The organism is Streptomyces sp. NBC_01003, assembly GCF_045162695.1.
In the GTDB taxonomy this organism is placed as follows: Bacteria; Actinomycetota; Actinomycetes; order Streptomycetales; family Streptomycetaceae; genus Streptomyces.
In genome coordinates this window covers 7274588-7297315 of sequence record NZ_CP108707.1, presented here as the reverse complement: position 1 = coordinate 7297315, position 22728 = coordinate 7274588, and the positions used below count along the sequence as shown (strand labels likewise).

General features: G+C 71.2%; 17 protein-coding genes. 10 read left to right on the top strand and 7 right to left on the bottom strand.

Annotation, left to right across the window (positions count from 1 at the left end):
* Positions 1-4: 4 nt before the first annotated feature.
* Positions 5-1114 carry a hypothetical protein gene (locus tag OG698_RS33215; protein WP_406107380.1) on the bottom strand — a complete coding sequence of 370 codons (1110 nt, stop codon included), beginning with the start codon at positions 1112-1114 and terminating at the stop codon, positions 5-7.
* Positions 1115-1138: 24 nt separating this feature from the next.
* Positions 1139-1381, bottom strand: a complete 243-nt coding sequence (locus OG698_RS33210) for a hypothetical protein (protein WP_406107379.1) — start codon at positions 1379-1381, stop codon at positions 1139-1141.
* Positions 1382-1557: 176 nt separating this feature from the next.
* Here OG698_RS33210 and OG698_RS33205 point away from each other — a divergent pair, with 176 nt between their 5' ends.
* From OG698_RS33205 to OG698_RS33195, 3 genes are all read left to right on the top strand, one after another.
* Positions 1558-2463, top strand: coding sequence for a chitosanase (locus OG698_RS33205; protein WP_406107378.1), 906 nt, complete (start codon positions 1558-1560; stop codon positions 2461-2463).
* 617 nt (positions 2464-3080) lie between these two features.
* The gene (locus tag OG698_RS33200) at positions 3081-3578 is read left to right on the top strand and encodes a hypothetical protein (RefSeq protein WP_406107377.1); all 498 of its coding nucleotides are present in this window, start codon (positions 3081-3083) and stop codon (positions 3576-3578) included.
* 308 nt (positions 3579-3886) lie between these two features.
* The gene (locus tag OG698_RS33195) at positions 3887-4891 is read left to right on the top strand and encodes a hypothetical protein (RefSeq protein ID WP_406107375.1); all 1005 of its coding nucleotides are present in this window, start codon (positions 3887-3889) and stop codon (positions 4889-4891) included.
* A gap of 146 nt (positions 4892-5037) precedes the next feature.
* Here the strand turns inward: OG698_RS33195 and OG698_RS33190 are convergent, their stop codons facing one another.
* From OG698_RS33190 to OG698_RS33180, 3 genes are all read right to left on the bottom strand, one after another.
* Positions 5038-6498: a glutamate synthase subunit beta gene (locus OG698_RS33190; RefSeq protein WP_362905485.1), complete on the bottom strand. Its 1461-nt coding sequence runs from the start codon at positions 6496-6498 to the stop codon at positions 5038-5040.
* Positions 6491-11086, bottom strand: coding sequence for a glutamate synthase large subunit (gene gltB, locus OG698_RS33185; protein ID WP_406107373.1), 4596 nt, complete (start codon positions 11084-11086; stop codon positions 6491-6493). The genes OG698_RS33190 and gltB overlap by 8 nt, the downstream gene beginning before the upstream one ends.
* A gap of 347 nt (positions 11087-11433) precedes the next feature.
* Positions 11434-12165, bottom strand: coding sequence for a VIT1/CCC1 transporter family protein (locus OG698_RS33180; RefSeq protein ID WP_406107371.1), 732 nt, complete (start codon positions 12163-12165; stop codon positions 11434-11436).
* Between the two features lie 273 nt (positions 12166-12438).
* Between OG698_RS33180 and OG698_RS33175 the strand changes: the two genes are divergently transcribed.
* From OG698_RS33175 to OG698_RS33145, 7 genes are all read left to right on the top strand, one after another.
* Positions 12439-13476, top strand: coding sequence for a LacI family DNA-binding transcriptional regulator (locus OG698_RS33175; RefSeq protein WP_406107370.1), 1038 nt, complete (start codon positions 12439-12441; stop codon positions 13474-13476).
* Positions 13477-13510: 34 nt separating this feature from the next.
* A complete protein-coding gene (locus OG698_RS33170) occupies positions 13511-14620 on the top strand; it encodes an ADP-ribosylglycohydrolase family protein (protein ID WP_406107368.1) in 1110 nt (369 codons plus the stop codon).
* Positions 14621-14863: 243 nt separating this feature from the next.
* A complete protein-coding gene (locus tag OG698_RS33165) occupies positions 14864-16063 on the top strand; it encodes an ADP-ribosylglycohydrolase family protein (RefSeq protein WP_406107366.1) in 1200 nt (399 codons plus the stop codon).
* Positions 16060-17271, top strand: a complete 1212-nt coding sequence (locus OG698_RS33160) for an ADP-ribosylglycohydrolase family protein (protein ID WP_406107365.1) — start codon at positions 16060-16062, stop codon at positions 17269-17271. The genes OG698_RS33165 and OG698_RS33160 overlap by 4 nt, the downstream gene beginning before the upstream one ends.
* Entirely contained in the window at positions 17271-18686 is a 1416-nt protein-coding gene (locus OG698_RS33155) for an ADP-ribosylglycohydrolase family protein (protein WP_406111440.1), read from the top strand. The genes OG698_RS33160 and OG698_RS33155 overlap by 1 nt, the downstream gene beginning before the upstream one ends.
* Positions 18683-19891: a CaiB/BaiF CoA transferase family protein gene (locus OG698_RS33150; protein ID WP_406107364.1), complete on the top strand. Its 1209-nt coding sequence runs from the start codon at positions 18683-18685 to the stop codon at positions 19889-19891. Before OG698_RS33155 ends, OG698_RS33150 begins: the two co-directional genes overlap by 4 nt.
* Positions 19888-20724 carry an HpcH/HpaI aldolase/citrate lyase family protein gene (locus OG698_RS33145; RefSeq protein ID WP_406107363.1) on the top strand — a complete coding sequence of 279 codons (837 nt, stop codon included), beginning with the start codon at positions 19888-19890 and terminating at the stop codon, positions 20722-20724. Before OG698_RS33150 ends, OG698_RS33145 begins: the two co-directional genes overlap by 4 nt.
* Before the next feature lie 74 nt (positions 20725-20798).
* Here OG698_RS33145 and lgt read toward each other — a convergent pair whose 3' ends face one another.
* A complete protein-coding gene (lgt, locus tag OG698_RS33140) occupies positions 20799-21845 on the bottom strand; it encodes a prolipoprotein diacylglyceryl transferase (RefSeq protein WP_406107361.1) in 1047 nt (348 codons plus the stop codon).
* A 90-nt stretch (positions 21846-21935) separates the two neighbouring features.
* On the bottom strand, positions 21936-22715 hold the full coding sequence (locus tag OG698_RS33135; protein WP_406107359.1) for a DsbA family protein: 780 nt from the start codon (positions 22713-22715) through the stop codon (positions 21936-21938).
* Positions 22716-22728: the final 13 nt, after the last annotated feature.

Below are 22728 nucleotides of genomic sequence, written 5' to 3'. Positions count from 1 at the left end.
GCTGTTACTTTGCCTGCTCCTGGAACGCGGGGACTTCGAGGATCCGCTGCTTGCCGGCGTCGTCCATCAGCTCCACCAGGGGCAGGACCAGGTCCCACAAGTCCTGCTTGACCACCTCGCGGGCCAGCGCGTCGAGTTCGGGCGCGGGCAGCGCGCCGGCCGCGGCGGCGATCACCCGGCGGGACTCGTCCGGCAGGACCTCGACCAGCGGCAGGAACTCCGCCCACAGTCCCGTCGCCACCACGGCCCTCACGACACCTGCAAGGATCCCGTCGGCCCGTAGCGACGGCAGCGCCGCGACCGCCCGGCGCTCGTCCGCACCGAGAAGCGCCACCAGCGGAAGCAGGGACTCCCACAGCTCCTCGTCGGCCACCGTGCTCACCAGCGAGTCGAGCCGGTCGGCGGGCTGCGCCGCCGTGAGCGAGGCGATCCGGCCCCGCTGTTCACCGGTGACCATCCCGGCCACGGCCAGCGCCTGAGGCCACAGCCCCTCGGTCGCGGCGGACTCGATGACCCGTGCCAGGCGCTCCTCCCCCATCAACTCGACGATGCGACCGGTGCGTTCGGGCCGGCCGATGGCGAAGCCGGTGTGCAGCACGGCCGCGTCGTCCACCTGCGGCAGGATCCGGGTCAGCGCCGAGTCCCGCAGATGCCCGACGAAGCGGCCCATCGTCAGATGGTCGCCGCGCTCGGCGAGCGCCACCGCGATACGGACGACGAGGTTCTCGTCGAGCCGGTCCACGATGCCGGGGATGCGGCGCGGGTCGAGGTGCGCGCACGACTCGGCGGTGAACGGCACGGGCAGCTTCTCGATGATGTCGGCGGCGCGCTGGGGGTCGAGACGCCCGGCGACCGCGGCGGCCAGGCGCGGCCCGAGCGCCTTCTGCGAGATCGCGGCGGCGGCCCCGGAAGGCACCAGCTTGGTGGCCGCGGCGATCCGGTCCAGCATGTCGGGCATCCGGTCGAACAGCGCGGCGACCGTCTGCTCGTGGAAGCGGCGCACGTCGTCCGGCGGCAGCTCCCGCAGGAAGTCGAGGCTCTCGGGCTCGGCGTCGAGCAGCCTCGCGATCTTGAGAACCTCGGCCCGGCCCCGCAGTTTGTCCGTGACAGCCATGTGCACGTCTCCTGTCGAGAGGCCCTAGCGGAAGAGGATGCGGCGGACGGGGCCGCGGGCGAGGGCGGGGACCAGTTTCAGGGCCTCCTCGGCGGAGTCGCCGAGCCCGGCGGCGCGGCTCTCGCGCTCCCGGCGCAGGGCGGCGGCGAGGAGAAGGGTCTGCGCTTCGGTCAACTCCCCGAAGGACTGCGGGGGTTGATCCCCCAGTTCGGCACCCAGTGCGGCACTCGGTTCGGTACTCAGCTGTGCCCGTGCTTCGTCGCTCACAGCGACCTCCCGGTCAGCGCGCGGCTCATGTCCGGCTCGCGCCTGGCCCGCGCTCGGCTCGCACTCGGTTCACGCTCGGCTCGTCCCGAGACTGGTCCCGAATTGACTTTTAGTCAATACCGGGGAGTACCGGGGAGTACCTGGGACGGATGCGTGCCCCACGTAATCTGACCCGCATGAAACGCGCAGGCTGCATACTCCTGGCCGTGGCTCCGGTCGCCACGATCGCTGTGTTCCTCTTCACGCCGGGGCACGACGACGGCAAGGGCGGCCCGCACGGCACGTCCTCGTCGCAGCGCTCCGACGGGGACGCCGAGGCCGCCAAGGCCGCCGCGGAGAAGAAGGCCGACGACGACGCCATCGCCGACCTGCCGCCCGGCCTCGCCGCGCCCGCGAAGAAGGACCTCGCCCAGCAGATCGTGGCCAGCGCGGAGAACTCGACGCTCGACTGGCGCGGCCAGTACGGCTACATCGAGGACATCGGCGACGGCCAGGGCTACACGGCCGGGATCATCGGCTTCTGCACCGGCACGCACGACCTGCTCACCCTCGTCGAGCGGTACACGAAGGCCCACCCGGACAACGGCCTCGCCCGCTATCTGCCCGCCCTGCGCAAGGTCGACGGCACGGACTCCCACGAGGGTCTCGACCCCTCCTTCACCCAGGCCTGGAAGAAGGAGGCGTCCGACCCCGCCTTCCGCGCCGCCCAGAACTCCGAGCGCGACCGCGTCTACTTCGACCCGGCCGTCCGCCTCGCCAAGCTCGACGGCCTGGGCACGCTCGGCCAGTTCATCTACTACGACGCGATGGTCCTGCACGGCCCCGGCACGGGCCCGAGCGGCTTCTACGGCCTGCGCGAGAAGGCCATGCAGGAGGCGGACACCCCGGCGCAGGGCGGCAAGGAGAAGGCGTACCTCGACATCTTCCTCGACGTCCGCCGCAAGGCCATGAAGGCGAAGAAGCCGGACCGCGACACGACCCGCATCGACACGGCCCAGCGGCAGTTCCTCTACGACGGCAACCTGACCCTGAAGACACCGCTGGTGTGGAAGGTGTACGGGGAGGCATACCGGGTGCGGTAATCCCCGCCCGTGCCGCCCACTCGTCCACCCTCAACACCCTGCCCCGCACTGCCACTTCTGGGATGAAGTGCCAGGTCAGACGAGAGAGGGAGGGGCTCTGTGGGGCCGGAGGACGACCAGGGGCAGCGGAGCGGGAAGCGGCGGGCGCTGCTGATCGGTGTGCGGGAGACGCCTTATCTGGCGAAGTATCCGGAGCTCCGCGCCCGGTACCCGTCCCTGGACTTCGTCGGCAAGGACATGTCGCTCGTGCAGGAGGCCCCGGAGCACTCCGAGTACGAGGTCGTCCCCTGCGAGGACACCAACTACGGGCCGGTGACGGGCGCCCGGGCGAGGAGAGCTGGAGCGAGCCAGGACGGTTCCTGGAAGGGGAGGTCCGTCGCACCCGGCGGATCTGGCGTCTCGTCGAGTGGGCCCGCTGGCTCGCCCTCGCCGGCGTGGTGTGCGTGGCCGCCGCCGTCATCACCACCTGGGTGGCCCCCAGTTCCTAGAACTGCGGCTGATCGCCTGCGTCACCCCGGACGACACCCGATGGACGCGCCTACCGGGACGCGGCGGCCTACACCTGCGACGTCGTCGACCGGCCATGTCATGACAGAACGAGAGGCAAGAGGTAACCGATGGATCTGGTACTCGACCCGCCGCGCGGAGTCGCGCCGATCCTGCTGGGCATGACGCTCGACGAAGCGCTCGCCGCGGCGCCCGAGAACTGGGGCGAGTCACGCGTGCTGCGCCGTCCCAGCCGGAACTCGGCGAAGGCTTCCTGGACCCTCGACCACGTCGGTGTACAGGCCCTGGTCGAGGGCGGCACCGCCGTCACCGCGATCGAGCTGTGGTGGCCCGGCGAAGGCCGCACGTCCAGCACCCGCGTCCTGCTCGATGGGGACGAGGTGTTCACCACCCCCGCCCAGAGCCTCTTCACGCGCGCCGCAGAGCGGGGCTGGACGGTCGACACGTCGCAGCCCGAGTACCCGGTGATCCCCGGGGTGTCCCTCGGCTTCACCCGGCAGACCTCGCAGGAGGTCGAGCGGGACGCCGACGGCCTGCCGCGTTGTGTCACCTCGGTCCTGGTCGGCGGCAAGGAGTACTACAACTACAGCTACGAGAATCGCGGTTGAGCGGGTCTCTGATTCGTACGCCCGCCTAGCCGGAAAGGGACGACGTCCCTCTGTCCGTGCGCGACCTGGCGGATTGGCGGCAGACGCACCGCGACGCCCGCCCAGTCGTCCGGTCGGGGACAGTGGGGCGAGCGTCGCGCTCGGTTCCGTACGCCTTTGTACGGAAGGATTTTGATGGGCTGTCAGGCCTCGGGGATACGCACCGCGATCCCCGGCTGGAAACCCTGAGCGGATCCCGAGCGGATAGAGTCCCCTCCGCCCTCGCCGACCGACCGTGACCGACACCCGATGCCCGGGAGCCCTGACCCATGCCGCGCACCACCCCGCCCCGCCCCGTCGACGTCGAAGCGCTCTTCCCTGAGCTGGGTGCGCTGCGCCGCTCGGCGACCCGGCTGCATCCACGGCCCGGCACCCCCACGGTGCACGACAGCTCGGTCGGCGGTCCGATGCTGTGGCCCTCGGGAGAGCCGTGGCCGGTCTGCACGATCCCGCACAAGCGGTCCAGCGGCTACCGCTACGCCAATGTCCTGCGCGAGCGGGAGATCCGGAACCGGGCCCAGCGGCGCGATCCGCGGTCCGGCCCGAACGCCGAGGAGCGCGCCGAACTCGCCGGTTTCAAGCGTGGCCGGCACGCCCCGGACCTGACCGACAGCGACCCGGTCCCGCTGCTCGCCGTCGCCCAGCTCCACCGCCGTGACGTCCCCGGACTGCCGTTCCCCGAAGAGGGCGATCTGCTCCAGGTGTTCTGGTGCGGCTACGAGCGGCACGGCGAGTCCCGCCACGAGCCGCTCGTCCACCTCCGACGGCGTCATGCCGCGGACGTCGCCGAACCGCTCTCCGAGCAGCCGGTGCCCGAGATCGTGGGCCGCGAGGAGCTCGTCCCGAGTGCGTGCGTCCTGCACCCCGAAGTGGTCACCGAGTACCCGTGGTTCGAGGAGCTCGGCCCCGGGCTGCAGGAGCGCATCGAGCGCTGGGCCGCGCCCGACGGCGAGGAGGAGGACGAGGACGAGGTCTACGTGTCGGACCTGTCGACGGCCCCCGGCTGGAAGGCCGGCGGTCACATCGCCTGGAACCTCACGGGGCCGACCCGCCTGAACTGCGCCGCCTGCGACGCGGACCTCTTCCCGCTCCTGACCGCGGCCGCCACCGAGTGGGATCCCAGCAGGACCAGCTGGATCCCGTACGAGGACCGGCAGGACAGTGATGCCCGGGGCGCCAACACCCCGACCCGTGTCTCCCCCGGCCGCGGCCGCCTGACCATCGCCGTGTGCCCCCGCGACCCGCACCATCCGCTCCGGCTCGTCACGCAGTGAGTGACCGCGGCGCGGCAGAGGGCAGACGCACCGCGACGCCCGCCCAGGCGTCCGGTCGGGGACAGTTCGGGCGAGCGTCGCGCTCAGTTCCGTACGCCGTTGTACGGGACGTCTTTCGAGGGGCCGTCAGGCCGCCGTCGTGTCGGTCAGACCGTCAGCGAGCGGTCCGTCGGGCGGATCGGGGCCGGCAGTTCGCTGGCACCGGTCAGGAAGCGGTCGACCCCGCGGGCGGCCGAGCGGCCCTCCGCGATGGCCCACACGATGAGCGACTGGCCGCGGCCCGCGTCACCGGCGACGAAGACGCCGGGAACGTTGGTCTGGAACTCGTCGTCGCGCGCCACGTTGCCGCGCGCGTCCAGGTCCAGGGCGAACTGGGAGACGAGGCCGTTGTCCTGGTCCGTGCCCGTGAAGCCCATGGCGAGCGTGACGAGCTGGGCGGGGATCTTTCGCTCCGTGCCCGGCTTCGGCGTCAGCTTGCCGTCGATGAACTCCACCTCGGCGAGGTGCAGGAACTGGACGTTGCCGTCCTCGTCGCCCTCGAAGTGGGTGGTCGAGACGGAGTAGACCCGCTCGCCGCCCTCCTCGTGCGCGGACGTCACCTTGTAGAGCATGGGGAACGTCGGCCAGGGCTGGCCCGCGCTGCGGTCCTCGCCCGGACGCGGCATGATCTCCAGCTGCGTGACCGAGGCCGCGCCCTGACGGTGGGCGGTGCCCACGCAGTCCGCGCCGGTGTCGCCGCCGCCGATGACGACGACGTGCTTGCCCTCGGCGGAGACGGGCGTGGTGACGTAGTCGCCCTCCTGGACCTTGTTGGCCAGGGGCAGGTACTCCATCGCCTGGTAGACGCCCTTGAGCTCACGTCCCGGGACCGGCAGGTCGCGAGCGGTGGTGGCACCGGCGGCGATGACCACGGCGTCGTAGCGCTTGCGCAGCTTCGCGGCGTCGATGTCGCGGCCGATCTCCACACCCGTACGGAACTTGGTGCCCTCCGCGCGCATCTGCTCGATGCGGCGGTTGATGTGGCGCTTCTCCATCTTGAACTCGGGGATGCCGTAGCGGAGCAGGCCGCCGATGCGGTCGGCGCGCTCGTAGACGGCGACCGTGTGGCCGGCCCGCGTCAGCTGCTGGGCGGCGGCGAGGCCCGCCGGGCCCGAGCCGATGACGGCGACGGTCTTGCCGGAGAGGCGCTCCGGGGCCTGGGGCGCGACATCGCCGCGGTCCCACGCCTGGTCGATGATCGAGACCTCGACGTTCTTGATGGTGACGGCCGGCTGGTTGATGCCGAGCACGCACGCCGACTCACAGGGCGCCGGGCAGAGGCGGCCGGTGAACTCCGGGAAGTTGTTGGTGGCGTGCAGCCGCTCCTGCGCCGCCGACCAGTCCTCGCGGTACGCGTAGTCGTTCCACTCGGGGATCAGGTTCCCGAGCGGGCAGCCGTTGTGGCAGAACGGGATGCCGCAGTCCATGCAGCGGCCGGCCTGCTTGCTGATGATGGGGAGCAGGGAGCCGGGAACGTAGACCTCGTTCCAGTCCCGCACGCGCTCGCCGACCGGACGGGTCTTGGCGACCTCGCGGCCATGGTTGAGAAAGCCCTTGGGATCAGCCATTGGTCGCCGCCTCCATCATCTTCTCGGTGGTCTCGGACTCGGAGAGTCCGGCTCGCTCGGCGGCGTCCTTGGCGGCGAGCACTGCCTTGTACGTGCTGGGAATGATCTTGCTGAAGCGGTCCACCGCCGCCGGCCACTCCGCGAGGAGCTTCTCGGCGACCGTCGAGCCGGTCTCCTCCGCGTGACGGCGCACGACGTCGTGCAGCCACTGCTTGTCGGTGTCGTCCAGGGCCTCGACGGCCGAGACATTTCCGGCGTTGACGTTGTCGGTGTCCAGGTCGATGACGTACGCGATGCCACCGGACATGCCGGCCGCGAAGTTGCGTCCGGTCTCGCCGAGGACGACCGCGCGGCCACCGGTCATGTACTCGCAGCCGTGGTCACCCACACCCTCCGAGACGACCGTCGCGCCCGAGTTGCGGACGCAGAAGCGCTCGCCGGTGCGGCCGCGCAGGAACAGCTCGCCGCCCGTGGCGCCGTACGCGATCGTGTTGCCCGCGATCGTGGAGTACTCGGCGAGGTGGTCGGCGCCGCGGTCCGGGCGGACCACGATGCGGCCGCCGGACAGGCCCTTGCCGACGTAGTCGTTGGCGTCGCCCTCCAGGCGCAGGGTCACACCGCGCGGCACGAACGCGCCGAACGACTGGCCCGCGGAGCCGGTGAAGGTGATGTCGATGGTGTCGTCGGGCAGGCCCGCGCCACCGAACTTCTTCGTCACCTCGTGGCCGAGCATGGTGCCGACCGTGCGGTTGATGTTGCGGATCGCGACCTGGGCGCGGACCGGCTGGGCGTCGGCCTGCGCGTTCGCGGCGAGCGCGTCGGCGGCCAGCTTGATCAGCTCGTTGTCCAGGGCCTTCTCCAGGCCGTGGTCCTGAGTGATCACCTGGTGGCGCACGGCGCCCTCGGGCAGCTCGGGGACGTAGAAGAGGGGCTCGAGGTCGAGGCCCTGGGCCTTCCAGTGGTCCACGGCCCGCTCGGTGTCGAGGAGTTCGGCGTGGCCGACGGCCTCCTCGATGGTGCGGAAGCCGAGCTCGGCGAGGATCTCGCGGACCTCTTCGGCGATGAACTCGAAGAAGTTCACGACGAATTCGGCCTTGCCGGAGAACCGCTCCCGCAGGACGGGGTTCTGCGTGGCGATACCGACCGGGCAGGTGTCCAGGTGGCAGACGCGCATCATGACGCAGCCGGAGACGACGAGCGGCGCGGTCGCGAAACCGAACTCCTCGGCGCCGAGCAGCGCGGCGATGACGACGTCGCGGCCGGTCTTGAGCTGGCCGTCGGTCTGGACGACGATGCGGTCGCGCAGGCCGTTGAGCAGCAGGGTCTGCTGGGTCTCGGCGAGACCGAGCTCCCAGGGACCGCCCGCGTGCTTGAGGGAGGTGAGCGGGGATGCGCCCGTACCGCCGTCGTGGCCGGAGATGAGCACCACGTCGGCGTGCGCCTTGGAGACACCCGCGGCGACCGTGCCGACGCCGACCTCGGAGACCAGCTTCACGTGAATCCGCGCCTGCGGGTTCGCGTTCTTCAGGTCGTGGATCAGCTGGGCCAGGTCCTCGATGGAGTAGATGTCGTGGTGCGGCGGCGGCGAGATGAGCCCGACGCCCGGCGTCGAGTGACGCGTCTTGGCGACCCACGGGTAGACCTTGTGGCCGGGCAGCTGGCCGCCCTCGCCGGGCTTGGCGCCCTGCGCCATCTTGATCTGGATGTCGTCCGCGTTGACCAGGTACTCGCTCGTGACACCGAAGCGGCCGGAGGCGACCTGCTTGATGCTGGAGCGGCGCGCCGGGTCGTACAGCCGGTCCGCGTCCTCGCCGCCCTCACCGGTGTTGGACTTGGCGCCCAGCTGGTTCATGGCGATGGCGAGGGTCTCGTGCGCCTCCTTGGAGATGGAGCCGTACGACATGGCGCCGGTCGAGAACCGCTTGACGATCTCACTGGCCGGCTCGACCTCGTCGATGGAGATCGCTTCGCGGCCGCTCTTGAAGCCGAAGAGGCCTCGCAGCGTCATCAGACGCTCCGACTGCTCGTTCACGCGGCCCGTGTACTTCTTGAAGATGTCGTAGCGGCGGTTGCGCGTGGCGTGCTGGAGGCGGAAGACCGTCTCCGGGTCGAACAGGTGCGGCTCGCCCTCGCGGCGCCACTGGTACTCGCCGCCGATGTCGAGGGCGCGGTGCGCGGGCGCGATGCCGCTCGCCGGGTACGCCTTCGCGTGACGGGCGGCCACCTCCTGGGCGATGACGTCGAGACCGGCGCCGCCGATCTTCGTCGCCGTGCCGTTGAAGTACTCCTCGACGAAGGCCTCGTCGAGGCCGACGGCCTCGAAGACCTGGGCGCCGCGGTAGGAGGCGACGGTCGAGATGCCCATCTTGGACATGACCTTGAGGACGCCCTTGCCGAGCGCGTAGATCAGGTTGCGGATGGCCTGCTCGGCCTCGATGCCGGGCAGGAACGTACCGGCGCGGACGAGGTCCTCGACGGACTCCATCGCCAGGTACGGGTTGACGGCCGCGGCGCCGAAGCCGATGAGGAGGGCCACGTGGTGGACCTCGCGCACATCGCCCGCCTCGACGAGCAGACCCACCTCGGTGCGCTGCTTCGTACGGATGAGGTGGTGGTGGACGGCCGCGGTGAGCAGCAGCGACGGGATCGGCGCGTGCTCGGCGTCGGAGTGCCGGTCGGAGAGCACGATCAGGCGGGCGCCGGCCTCTATGGCGGCGTCGGCCTCGGTGCAGATCTCCTCGATGCGGGCGGCGAGCGCGTCGCCGCCGCCGGAGACCCGGTACAGGCCGGACAGGGTCGCGGCCTTCATGCCGGGCATGTCGCCGTCGGCGTTGATGTGGATGAGCTTGGCCAGCTCGTCGTTGTCGATCACCGGGAAGGGCAGGGTGACCGAACGGCAGGAGGCCGCGCCCGGCTCGAGCAGGTTGCCCTGCGGGCCGAGGGTGGAGCGCAGCGAGGTGACGAGCTCCTCGCGGATGGCGTCCAGCGGCGGGTTCGTGACCTGCGCGAACAGCTGGGTGAAGTAGTCGAAGATCAGCCGCGGGCGGGCGGAGAGCGCCGCGATCGGCGAGTCCGTGCCCATGGAGCCGAGCGGCTCACCGCCGGTCTTGGCCATCGGCGTGAGGATGACGCGCAGCTCTTCCTCGGTGTAGCCGAAGGTCTGCTGGCGGCGGGTGACCGAGGCGTGGGTGTGGACGATGTGCTCGCGCTCGGGGAGGTCCTCGAGCTCGATCTCACCGGCCTCCAGCCACTCGGCGTACGGCTGCTCGGCGGCCAGGCCGGCCTTGATCTCGTCGTCCTCGATGATGCGGTGCTCGACGGTGTCGACGAGGAACATCTTGCCGGGCTGGAGGCGGCCCTTGCGGACGACCTTCGCGGGGTCGATGTCGAGGACGCCGACCTCGGAACCGAGGACGACGAGGCCCTCGTCGGTGACCCAGTAGCGGCCGGGGCGCAGACCGTTGCGGTCGAGAACGGCACCCACCTGCGTACCGTCCGTGAAGGTCACGCACGCCGGGCCGTCCCAGGGCTCCATCATCGCGGAGTGGAACTGGTAGAAGGCGCGGCGGTCGGCCGCCATGGAGGCGTGGTTCTCCCAGGCCTCCGGGATCATCATCAGGACGCTGTGCGGCAGGGAGCGGCCGCCGAGGTGCAGCAGTTCGAGCACCTCGTCGAAGGACGCCGAGTCCGAGGCGTCGGGCGTACAGACGGGGAAGATCCGCGACAGGTCCTCGGCGCCGAACAGGTCGGAGGCGAGCTGCGACTCGCGCGCCTTCATCCAGTTCCGGTTGCCCTTGACCGTGTTGATCTCACCGTTGTGCGCGACGAAGCGGTACGGGTGCGCGAGCGGCCAGCTCGGGAAGGTGTTCGTGGAGAACCGCGAGTGGACGAGCGCGATCGCAGATGCGAATCGGCGGTCCGACAGGTCGGGGAAGAAGGGCTCCAGCTGGCCGGTGGTCAGCATGCCCTTGTAGACGATGGTGCGGGCGGAGAGCGACGGGAAGTACACGCCGGCCTCGCGCTCGGCGCGCTTGCGCAGGACGAAGGCCTTGCGGTCGAGCGCGATGTCCTTCGCGGTGCCGTCGGCGTCCGAGACGAAGATCTGGCGGAAGGCCGGCATCGTCGAGCGGGCGGTGGCGCCGAGGAGCTGCGGGGCGACCGGCACCTCGCGCCAGCCGAGGACGGTGAGGCCCTCCGCGGCGGCGATCGTCTCGATCTGTGAGACGGCGGCGGCGTTGTCGGCCTCGTCGACGGGCAGGAAGGCGATGCCGACCGCGTACGTGCCGGCGGCGGGCAGATCAAAGGAGACCGCGGCACGCAGGAAGGCGTCCGGGACCTGGGAGAGGATGCCCGCTCCGTCACCCGAGTCGGGCTCGGAACCGGTGGCACCTCGGTGCTCCAGGTTGCGCAGAACCGTGAGCGCCTGTTCGACCAGCGCGTGGCTCGCCTCGCCGGTGAGGGTGGCCACGAAGCCGACGCCACAGGCGTCGTGCTCGTTGCGGGGGTCGTACATGCCCTGGGCGGCAGGGCGAGCATCCATGAACGGCTGGTTCATGGAGTGCTGGGACGGCTGGCGCGGCGTGCGCATCGGCTCTCCCGTCGTCGATTTTCGTGGCATATGACATCTGCCGAGGGACGACGTTGGCCCTCTGCTGGGGGTGCAAATTTCGTACAAGTTACATGATGGATCGGTTCTCGGGAACCGGACACTGCGTTCCAGCATGCGGACACCGCGGTGGCGGTGACGGTGCCGCTCCCGGTGGCGGAACAGCGGCACAACAGGGGACCTTCACGGGCAGATCGATGTCCGCGGGTCCATGAGCGAGGCGGGCGTCTTTGCCCGCAGCGCTTACGGCTCATGCCCCGCCGTTAAGCAATCGAAACCGCCGAGTAACGGCTACTTATACAGAGGCCTGTATAGCCATCACTGAGTCGTCATCCTACGGCCGTACCGAACAGGTTGCCCAGGAGATACGTCACACCCGCCGCGGCACCACCGAGAGCCAGCTGGCGCACCCCGCTGAACCACCAGGACCGCGCCGTCACCTTGGCCACGATCGCCCCACAGGCGAAGAGGCCGATGAGCGCGAGCAGGACCGCGGGCCACAGGGCACTCGCACCCAGCAGATAGGGCAGCAGCGGAAGCAGGGCGCCGAGCGCGAAGGACCCGAAGGAGGAGACGGCGGCGACCGTCGGCGACGGCAGGTCGCCCGGGTCGATGCCCAGCTCCTCGCGCGCGTGGATCTCAAGAGCCTGCTCGGGGTCCTTCGAGAGCTGGCGCGCGACTTCGCGGGCGAGGTCGGGCTCCACGCCGCGCGATATGTAGAGGTCGGCGAGCTCCCGCTCCTCGTCCGCGGGGTGCTTCCTCAACTCCCGCCGCTCGACGTCGAGTTCGGCCTCGACCAGCTCGCGCTGGGAGGCGACGGAGGTGTACTCGCCGGCGGCCATGGAGAAGGCGCCGGCGGCCAGGCCGGAGAGCCCGGTGATGATGATCGTCTGCTGCGACACGGCGCCGCCCGCGACACCGGTCATCAGGGCCAGGTTCGAGACGAGCCCGTCCATCGCGCCGAACACCGCGGGGCGCAGCCAGCCACCGTTGACATCGCGGTGCGTGTGGTTGTCGCGGTGCGCGTCGTGCAGCGTCGCTTCGGTCTCGATGATGGCCATCCCGCCCAGTGCTCCTCTCGTACGGAGCCGGTGCCGCGCGGCGTTCCCGCGGGCCCGGACTCCCCCCTCAACAGCTTCGAAAGTACGCACGGATTCGGGCCCCCGCCAGCAAGGAAGGCCGTACTTACCAGGGCTTTCGACCGCTTTGCCCACCCGCTCGAACGGCCCTCGCCGTCACCCGAGAGATGGATCACATGATCGGAGCGTTGACGGACGGGGGAAACATCGCCGCAACACCTGTAAACGTTTCCACATGCGGTGAGGAGCGAACCCATGTCTCCGGTGCCGGGCGGCGGCCAGCCGACGATCGTGTCGATCGCGCGGCGGGCCGGGGTCTCCATCGCCTCGGTCTCCCGCGTCCTCAACGGTCTGGGCGCGCGGCGGGAGACCGTCGAACGGGTGGAGCGCGCCGCGTCGGAGCTCGGCTACGTACCCAATGCCGTGGCCCGCTCCCTCAAGGACGGCAGGACCCGGCAGCTCACGTTCGCGCTGCCGGACATCGGCAATCCGGCCTACGTGGCGATGGTCCGCGCCGTCCAGGGCGTCACCAAGAACCATGGCTACCGCCTGCTCCTGCACTCCACGGACGCGGTCGTCGACGACGAACTAGCCGTCCTGCGCAGCCTCGGCGACCGCACCAGCGACGGCCTGATCATCTGCCCCATCCGCATCACCGACGACCACATCGAGGCGCTGACCTGCGCGGCGGGCCCCGTCGTGGTCATGGGATCCCTGCCGTCCGGGGTGCCCGTGGACAGCGTCCGCGCCGACTCGGTGACGGGCGCGGCCCTGGCCGTACGCCATTTGCACGACACCGGCTGCCGCCGCATCGCGTTCATCAACGGCCCCTCCGACACGGTCCCCGGCCGCAACCGAGAGGAGGGCTACCGCGCGGCTCTCGCCGAGTGCGGACTCGTATACGACGACACGCTGGTCGTCGAGACCGGATTCGGCATCGAGGCGGGGGCCCGGGCTGCCGCGGAACTGCTCGCCCGGCGCCCCGACGCCGTCTTCTGCGCCAACGACCAGCTGGCGCTCGGCGCGGCCCGCGCGCTGCACTCGCGGGGCCTGCGCATACCGCAGGACGTAGCGGTCGCGGGGATGGACGACAGCGTGCTCGCCCAGTCGGTCTGGCCCCCGCTGACCAGCGTCGACCTGGGCTCGACAGAACGCGGGCGGCGAGCGGCCGAACTCCTGGTGGAACGCCTGGACGGCACGGCCCCGACCCCCCGCGGCACCACGGCCACGGCCCCACCCCGCCTGGTGGTCCGCGCATCCACAGCACCGACCGAGAACACGAGGTCCACATGAGCGCCAACCGCACCTCGCAGAGCCCGAACACGCCATGAGCGTCAGCCTCGACCCCGACCCGTCGGCGGGCGCGGAAGGTCCGCGAAGGCTCGGCACGGTCCCGCACCGCCAGCCGCCGGCCACGATCTCCCTGCGGGACCGTGCCCGCGGAGCGCTGCTCGGCCTCGCGGTGGGCGACGCGCTCGGCGCGCCCGCAGAGAACATGAAGCCGTCGCAGATCCGCGAACGATGGGGCCGTATCGAGGGGTTCGTCTCGCCGGACCCGGCGGGCACGGACGACACCGAGTACGCGATCTTCTCCGGCCTCCTCCTGGCGGCGCACGGTTCGGCGCTCACCGTGGGACATGTCGAGGCGGCCTGGCACACATGGATCGCCGACCGTGACGAGGGCCCGTTCCGAGGCGCGGGCTTCAGCGAGAGAGGAACTCTGGAGAACCTGCGCCGGGGCCTGGCGGCACCCATCTCGGCGCAGCACCGCCACGCGTGGAGCGACGGACTGGCCATGCGGGCGGCCCCGTTCGGGGTGTACGCGGCGGGCCGCCCGGCGGAGGCCGCACGCCTCGTAGCGGTGGACGGCACGGTGTCGCACGACGGGGAGGGCATCCACGGAGGCCGGGCGGTGGCGGCCGGGGTCGCGGCGGCCATGGTGAGCCACAACCCGGACACAGTCGTCCAGGCAGCCCTGTCCGTGGTCCCCGAGGACTCCTGGACAGCACGCTCCCTGCACCGCGCGGTGGCGGCGGCCCGCAGCGCCCGCCGCGACGCCGAGGGCACGCAACTCTCCATGGAACGAGAGGTACGCCGGGCCGTGGTGATCGGCGGCTACCCCTGGCCGGACCTGGCCCCGGAGGCGGTGGGCCTGGCCTTCGGAGCGTTCGCGGCGGCCCGGGGCGAGTTCAGGGAGTCGGTCCTGATGGCGGTGAACATGGGCCGCGACGCGGACACGACGGCCGCGGTGGCGGGCGCCCTGGCCGGCGCACTACGCGGCGAACGAGCGATCCCCGCCGACTGGGCGACGACCATCGGCCCGGTCCGAGGCAACTGCCTCCCGTCGATGAAGGGACGTCACATCCTGGACATCGCCCACACATTGACCCCCACACCACCCCTCCCACCCAAACCCCCGAAGGGGGCCACACCGTGACCCCCGCACCCATCCACGTACGAGCACAGAGGGACCCCGGCCCCCAGGCGGCCGCACTGGCGCCCGAACGAAAGGGGCCGGGCCGGTGTGTCCGCCCGGAACCGGCACACACAACTGACGCCGACGGAATCCAACGCCGAACCATCCGAGCGAGGACGGACATACCGGCCCGGCCCCGCACCCCCCAGCGGCGCGAGCAGGAGCCCACGACAAGCCGGCACCCGCCCCCAGAGAGGCCAGAGCATGACGCCACCAGCCGTCACCACCCGGACAACCCCCCGCACCACCGGAACCCCCACCACCGCCCACCGGATCGAGGGCCTCCTACTGGGCATCGCCGCAGGCGACGCCGCGGGCTGGCCCTCAGGCAGACACCGCGCGGCCCGCCTCCCCGACTGGACCCGCCGCCTGACCCGAGAACTGGACACGTTCGCGGAGCAGAACGCGACGACGACACTCCCCGTACCGATCGCGCTGAACCAACCCCCGGAACCCCTGCGCCTGGGCCCGTCGGACGACGCGGAATGGGCGGCGTTCACAGCGGCGTCGATCCTGAACGCCACCAAGGCGGGAGCCCCCAGCACGAACGTCCCCCCGGACGAACACGTACGCACGGCACTGGCCCTCGCCTGGAACACCCTCGCCGCCGAGGTGGCCGAAGCAACGGCCCGAGCGGACGAGATCGAGTCGGCGCGCATGCCGATGCGGGCACGCATCTCCGTGAGAGCGGGCCTGGGCAACCTGGCGGCGGGCCTGAGCCCCCCGGCCACCGGACACGACAACCCGCACTACTTCGACGACGCGGCCTGTGTACGTGCCGCGGTACTGGCCGTGGTCCACCCGGGTGACCCCGAACCGGCCGCGGAACTGGCGGAGTTCGACGCCCGCTACACCCAGGACGGCGACGGAGTCCACGGCGCGAGAGCGATGGCGGCAGCCGTGGCGGCAGCGCTGGGCGGCGCCCCGGTCGACGCCTGCGTGGACGCAGCGCTGGCCCAGCTGCCCGAGGGAACCGAGATCCGCCGCAACGCGCTGCACGCGGTGGACCTGGCGCGAAGAGCGGCCGCGGCCCGCCCAGGCCTGCCGGGAAACGCGTTCGCGCTGGTCCCGGTCCTGGAGCACGAGATCGTCGACCACGTCTACAGCTACGGCATCGCGGCAGCGGAAACGGTCCCGGTGGCCCTGGCCGTGGCGACCGCGGCCGGCGGCGACGTGACGGAGGCGGTGCCCACGGCGGCGTGCCTCTCGCGGGTGGCGGACTCGGCCCCGGCGCTGGCGGGCGCACTGACGGGCGCGATCGGCGGAGCCGACACGCTCCCGGCGAGCTGGCGGGACGCCTGCCGCAGGCTCGCGGGCTGCGCGCTGCCGCGCCTGGCAGGAACGGACCTCGTAGCCATCGCAGCAGACCTGACCAGGGCAACCACACCGAAAGGCGCCCAATGACAACCCCCACGACAGCCGGCCCCACACCTGCCCGCACTCAAGACTCAATCTCGACCACCTACTGCCTGGAGGACCGCACCACAGGAGCCCTCGTGGGCGCGGCGGTGGGCGACGCGCTGGGCGGCCCCGTGGAGGGCTGGACGCCGGAGGCCATCGCGGAGCGCCACGGTGGCCGGGTCCGCGGCATCGTGGAGCCGTTCCACAAGGACGACTGGCGCACGGCGCGCCCGATCGCCCCGTACCACAAGGGCGACGGTCACGTCACGGACGACACCTTGATGACGCACGCGCTGATCAGGGTCTACGAGAACGTGCGGGACCACCTGGACGCGTACGCGGTCGCGGACCACCTCGTCCCCGACCTGATCACCAACACGCGCTGGATCCCGGAGCTGGAGGCGGAGGCGCTCCCGCTGCAACGGATCTTCCTGGCGGAGAAGTGGATCGTGGCGCGCATCCACTACGGCCATGTCGACCCGCGCGAGGCGGGCGTGGGCAACATCGTGAACTGCGGCGCGGCGATGTACATGGCTCCGGTCGGAGTGGTGAACGCGGGCAACCCGGCCAAGGCGTACGAGGAGGCGCTGGACGTGGCGGGCGCGCACCAGTCGTCGTACGGCAGGGAGGCGGCGGGCGTCTTCGCGGCAGCGGTGGCCTCGGCGTTCAGGCCGGGCGCGACGCCGGAATCGGTGGTGGAGGACGCGCTGGCGCTCGCGAAGGACGGCACGAGGTCGGCGATCGAAGCGGTCTGCGAAGTGGCGCGCGACCACACGGACTTCGAGGACGCGCTGGGACCGCTGCGCGAGGCGATCACACCCTTCGACACGGTGGGCCCGGAGTACCGCAGGCCGTCGCTCGGGGCGCGCCGCCCGTCCCGCCTCCACGCGATCGAGGAGCTGCCGATCGCACTCGGGATGCTCCTGGTCGGCCGGGGCGACTTCCGCCACACGGTCCTCGGTTCGGTCAACTACGGCCGGGACTGCGACTCGATCGCGACGATGAGCGGAGCGATCGTGGGCGCGCTGTACGGGGAGCCGGCGGTGCCGCGGGAGTGGAGCGGGGAGGTGGCCCGCGCGAGCAGGCTCGACCTGCACACGCCGGCGGCCTCACTGGCCCGGGTCACGCGTGAGGTCTTCGCCAAGGACATGACCCGCCGCCGGTCCCACGAGGCGGCGTTCGCAGAACTCACCGCCACCGCGGGGTCGTGATGCTGCGCCTCACCTGGGTCCAGCCCGAGGACCTGCTCGGCCACGAGCTGCGCCAGGCGGCACAGGAGGGCCGGAACGCAAGCGGGGTGGAGCGCCGCTGGCGCGAGGCAGGAGGCCTCCCGCCTCCCGAGCGCGCGGGAGCATCACCACCGCCCCAGGACCCGAAGCTACGATCCCTGGCACAGCAGCTCCTGGACGAACTGGCTTCAACACAGAGCCCGTTGAGGGCACTTGAGCCGACGTCCTTGCCGGAAATCAGACAGCTGACCCCCCACCCAGCCCGTCCGGCGCTTGGGGACGAGGAACGCGGGGGCCTGAGGGCAGCGCCTCCAGAAACCCCCCGAACGAAAAGCCTGCACGCATCCTGGCTGGGCAGAGCCGTCGGCTGCCTCCTCGGCAAACCCGTCGAGAAACTCCCCCTGCGCGGCATCCGGGCGATCGCGAAATCCACGTCCAACTGGCCCCTGAACACCTGGTTCACGCACCGGAACCTCCCGCAGGACGTGGCGGAGCGCTACCCCTGGAATCGCCGCTCCCGCCCCACCTCCCTCGCCGAGAACATCGACGGCATGCCCGAGGACGACGACCTCAACTACCCGCTCCTCGGCCTGCTCCTGCTCCAGCGCCACGGCGCCGGCTTCACCACCGCGGACGTGGCGCAGCTCTGGCTCGACGAGTTGCCGGCGGGCCGCACGTTCACCGCGGAGCGCGTCGCGTACCGCAATCTCCTGGACGGCATCGAGCCCCCGGAGACGGCCGTGCGTCACAACCCGTTCCGGGAGTGGATCGGCGCCCAGATCCGCGCGGACATCTTCGGCTGGACGAACCCGGGCGACCCCGCCGGAGCAGCCGAACTGGCACACAGGGACGCGACGTTGACCCACACGGCGAACGGCGTCTACGGCGAGATGTTCGTAGCGGCGGCCATCGCCCACGCGTCAGCGCCTTCCGGCACGGCCCCCACCATCCGAGCCACCCTCGACGCGGCCCTGTGCGTGATCCCACCCGACTCCCGCTACGCCCAGGCGATCCGCTTCGGCATCGAGACGGCCCGCGCCGAACCCACCGGCACCCCGGAGGGCTTCTCATCGGTCGTCGACACGCTCCATGCCCGTTACGCCCACGACCACCACTGGGTGCACGTCCTGCCCAACGCGGCGCTGCTCGCCGCCGCGCTCACCCACGCCGACGGCGACTTCACGGGGTCCATCTGCCGTGCGGTGTCGGGTGGTTGGGACACCGACTCCAACGGCGCGACGGCCGGTTCGATCGCCGGACTCCTCGCCGGCTCCCCCGACGCGATCGACGACCGCTGGACCGCCCCGCTCAAGAACCGTCTGTCGACCTCGGTCGCCGACTTCGACGGGATCGGCTTCGACGACCTGGCCAGGCTCACTCTGGAGGCCCGCACATGAAATCCCCTACGCCCAACACTCCCGCCCCCCTGCAAGGCCTACGCGTACTCGACCTCGCCACCCTCTTCGCCGGCCCCCTCGCCGCCACCATGCTGGGCGACTTCGGCGCCGACGTGATCAAGGTCGAGCACCCCCGTAAACCGGACCCGTCCCGTGGCCACGGTCCGTCGAAGGACGGCGTCGGCCTGTGGTGGAAGCTCCTCGGCCGCAACAAACGGAACATCACGCTCGACCTCTCCACGCGGGGCGGGCGCGAGATCCTCCTCAAGCTGGTCGCGGACGCCGACGTCCTGATCGAGAACTTCCGCCCCGGCACCCTGGAGAAGTGGAACCTCGGCTGGGAGGAGCTGAGCGCCGCCAACCCGCGCCTGGTGCTCACCCGCGTCACCGGCTTCGGCCAGTTCGGACCGTACTCGCACCGCCCCGGCTTCGGCACGCTCGCCGAGGCGATGAGCGGCTTCGCGGCGCTCACGGGCGAGCCCGACGGCCCCCCGACGCTTCCCCCGTTCGGCCTCGCGGACTCGATCGCCGCGCTCTCCACGTCGTACGCGGTGATGGCCGCGCTCCAGGGCCGCGAGCGGACGGGCCGGGGCCAGGTCGTCGACATGGCAATCATCGAGCCGATGCTGACGGTCATCGGCCCGCAGCCCATCTGGTACGACCAGCTCGGCTACGTACAGCCGCGCACGGGGAACCGCTCCACGAACAACGCCCCGCGCAACACGTACCGCACGAGCGACGACAAGTGGGTGGCGGTCTCCACGTCCGCCCAGTCGATCGCCGAGCGCGTGATGCGCCTGGTCGGCCGCCCCGAGCTGATCGACAAGGCGTGGTTCGCGACGGGTTCGGGCCGCGCGGAGCACGCCGACGAACTCGACGCGGCGGTCGGTTCATGGATCGCCCGGCACTCGCGGGACGACGTCCTCGCCGCCTTCGAGAAGGCGGAGGCCGCCATCGCCCCCGTCTTCGACATCCGCGACGTGATGGAGGACGAGCAGTACCGGGCGCTCGACTCGATCACCGAGGTGCCCGACCCCGAGCTGGGCACCGTCAAGATGCAGAACGTACTGTTCCGCCTCTCCGAGACCCCCGGCGCGATCAAGTGGGCCGGCCGCCCCCACGGCGCCGACACGGACGAGATCCTCACGGGCCTCGGTCTCTCCCCCACGGAGATCACCACCCTCCGCGAAGCGGGCGCGCTGTGACCGCCCAGTCCTACGAGACCTTCCTGACCTGGCTCTACGCCCCGGGAGACCGGCCGGAGGTCGTGGCGAAGGCGCTCGACTCGGGCGCCGACGTGGTCCTGATCGACCTGGAGGACGCGGTCGCCCCCGACCGCAAGACGTACGCCCTCGACGCGACCGCCGAGCTCCTCGCCGAGAAGCACCCGGTGCCGGTGCACGTGAGGGTCAACGCGCTGAACTCGCCGCGCGCCGAGTCCGAGGTCAGACGCCTCACCCCGCTCCCCGGCCTCGGCGCCCTGCGCCTCCCCAAGGTCCATGGCCCCGCCGACCTGGACCGCGTATCGGACTGGTCGGTCGAGGTGCCGCCCCTGTACGCCCTCCTGGAGTCGGCGCTCGGCGTCGAGCACGCGTACGAAATCGCCCGGTATCCCGGCGTACGCGGCATCGCGCTCGGCGAGTCGGATCTGCGGGCGGAGCTCGGTGTGGCGAACGGCGAGGGTCTGGCGTGGCCACGGGGGCGGGCGGTGGTCGCCGCGCGCGCCGCCGCGCTGCCCCCGCCGCCGCAGTCCGTCTATCCGGACATCCGCGACACGGTGGGCCTGGCCCGCTCCTGCTCGCAGGGCCGGGCGCTCGGTTTCTTCGGCCGCATGGCGATCCACCCCCGCCAGCTTCCCGTCATCGAGGCGACGTTCCTGCCGACGGCGGCGGAGGTCGACGCGGCGACGGAGGTCGTCGGCGCCGCCTCCACGGAGGCGGGGGCCCTGGCCCTGCCCGACGGCCGCTTCGTCGACGCGGCGATCGTCTCGGACGCGCGCCGGGTCCTTGCGCTGGCGTCGCGCCGCCGCGGGGGCTGACCGGGACAGAGCGACGGGGGCGCCGGATCGATGCGATCCGGCGCCCCCGTCGACGTACGGGTGGTGAGACTCAGCTAGCTCTTCCCGGCCTTGGTCGCCCCTGACTCGCCATTGGCCTCATCCTTGTCGGACTGCGCCTCGGCCTTGTCGGACTGCTCATCGGCCTTGTCGGACTGCTCATCGGCCTCGTCCTCAGACGCGGCCGGCTCCTTGGCCTCGACCCCGGCCTCGCCTTCAGCCTTGTCCTTGGGATCGGCGTCGTCGCCCTTGTCCTCAGGCTTGTCCTTGGCATCGGCATCGTCACCGGCGCCCGGCTCCACGACCGCCTCGCGCCCAGGGCGGATCTTCGTCGAGATCACGATGTAGATCACCGCGAGCAGGAAGACACCCATCGCGGTCCAGTCGTTGAGCCGCAGGCCGAGGATGTGGTGCGCGTCGTCGACGCGCATGTACTCGATCCAGAAGCGGCCCACGCAGTACGCGGCGACGTAGAGCGCGAAGGCGCGCCCGTGGCCGAGCTTGAAGCGGCGGTCCGCCCAGATGACGAGCAGCGCGACACCGATGCACCACAGGGACTCGTACAGGAAGGTCGGGTGGTACGTGCCCGGCACGCGCCCGTCCGTCGACGACGTGATCTTCAGGGCCCACGGCAGGTCGGTGGGCTTGCCGTAGAGCTCCTGGTTGAACCAGTTGCCCCAGCGGCCGATGGCCTGCGCGACGGCGATGCCGGGTGCGATGGCGTCGGCGTAGGCCGGGAGCGGGATGCCGCGCCTGCGGCACCCGATCCACGCGCCCACCGCGCCGAGCGCGATGGCACCCCAGATCCCGAGGCCGCCCTCCCAGATCTTGAAGGCGTCCACCCAGTCGCGGCCCTCGCTGAAGTACAGCTCGTAGTCCGTGATCACGTGGTAGAGCCGGCCGCCGACGAGGCCGAACGGCACGGCCCAGACCGCGATGTCGGCCACGGTGCCGGACCGCCCGCCGCGGGCGATCCAGCGCTTGTTGCCGAGCCAGACGGCCACGAAGACGCCGATGATGATGCAGAACGCGTAGCCGCGCAGCGGAATGGGTCCGAGATAGACCACTCCGTGTGACGGGCTGGGGATGAAGGCAAGATTCATGGCGATGTCGACGCTACCGTGCCGGGCCGTGGCGGCGGCAACCAGCCCGGCTACGGGTCCATAACGAGACCCCCGCGTCTCCTGCCGCTCCTACGGCTTGTCGGCCGCCTGCACCATCTGCTTCAGCTTCGCGGGGGTCAGCGGGTTGGCCTGGTCGCCGAACACGTTCTTCCCGTTCAGGAGCACTGTCGGCGTGCCCTGGAAGCCGCCGGCCTGGAACGCCTGGTCCGACTTCTTGACCCAGCTGTCATGGCTGCCGCCGTCGACACACTTCTTGAAGTCCGGCGTGACGAGGCCGCCGATCTTGCCGGCGAGCTCGATCAGCTTGCCGTTGTCCGCGAAGGCGTCGTCGGTCTCCGACGGCTGGTTCTCGTAGAGGACGTCGTGGTACGGGGGGAACTTCCCGGCGTCCTGGGCGCACGCCGCCGCGTTCGCCGCGCGCAGGGAGCCACTGCCGCCCATGTTCTTGTCGATGAGTGTGGCCAGGTGGTACTCGACCTTGAGCTGCCCGGAGTCGGTCAGCTCGTGGATCGTCGTGCGGTAGGCGTCCTCGAAGGCCTTGCACGCCGGGCAGCGGAAGTCCTCCCACACCGTGAGCGTCGACTTCGCGCTGCCCTTGCCGACCGGGATCGCGAGGCTGTCCTTGCCGACCGCACCCTGGGGGGCCACGACGGGGCCCGAGGCGTCGCTCTTGTCGTCGCCGGAGTTTGCCGCGATCACCCCGATCACGGCGGCCAGCGCGAGGACGCCCACGACGGCGCCCCCCACGATCACGCCCCTGCGGCGCCTGTCCTTGGCTCTCTGCTTCTCGCGCTCCTCCGCCAGCCGGTCACGGGCGGTGCGCTTTCCGTCACGGTTCTTCTCGCTCACACCCGCCAAACGA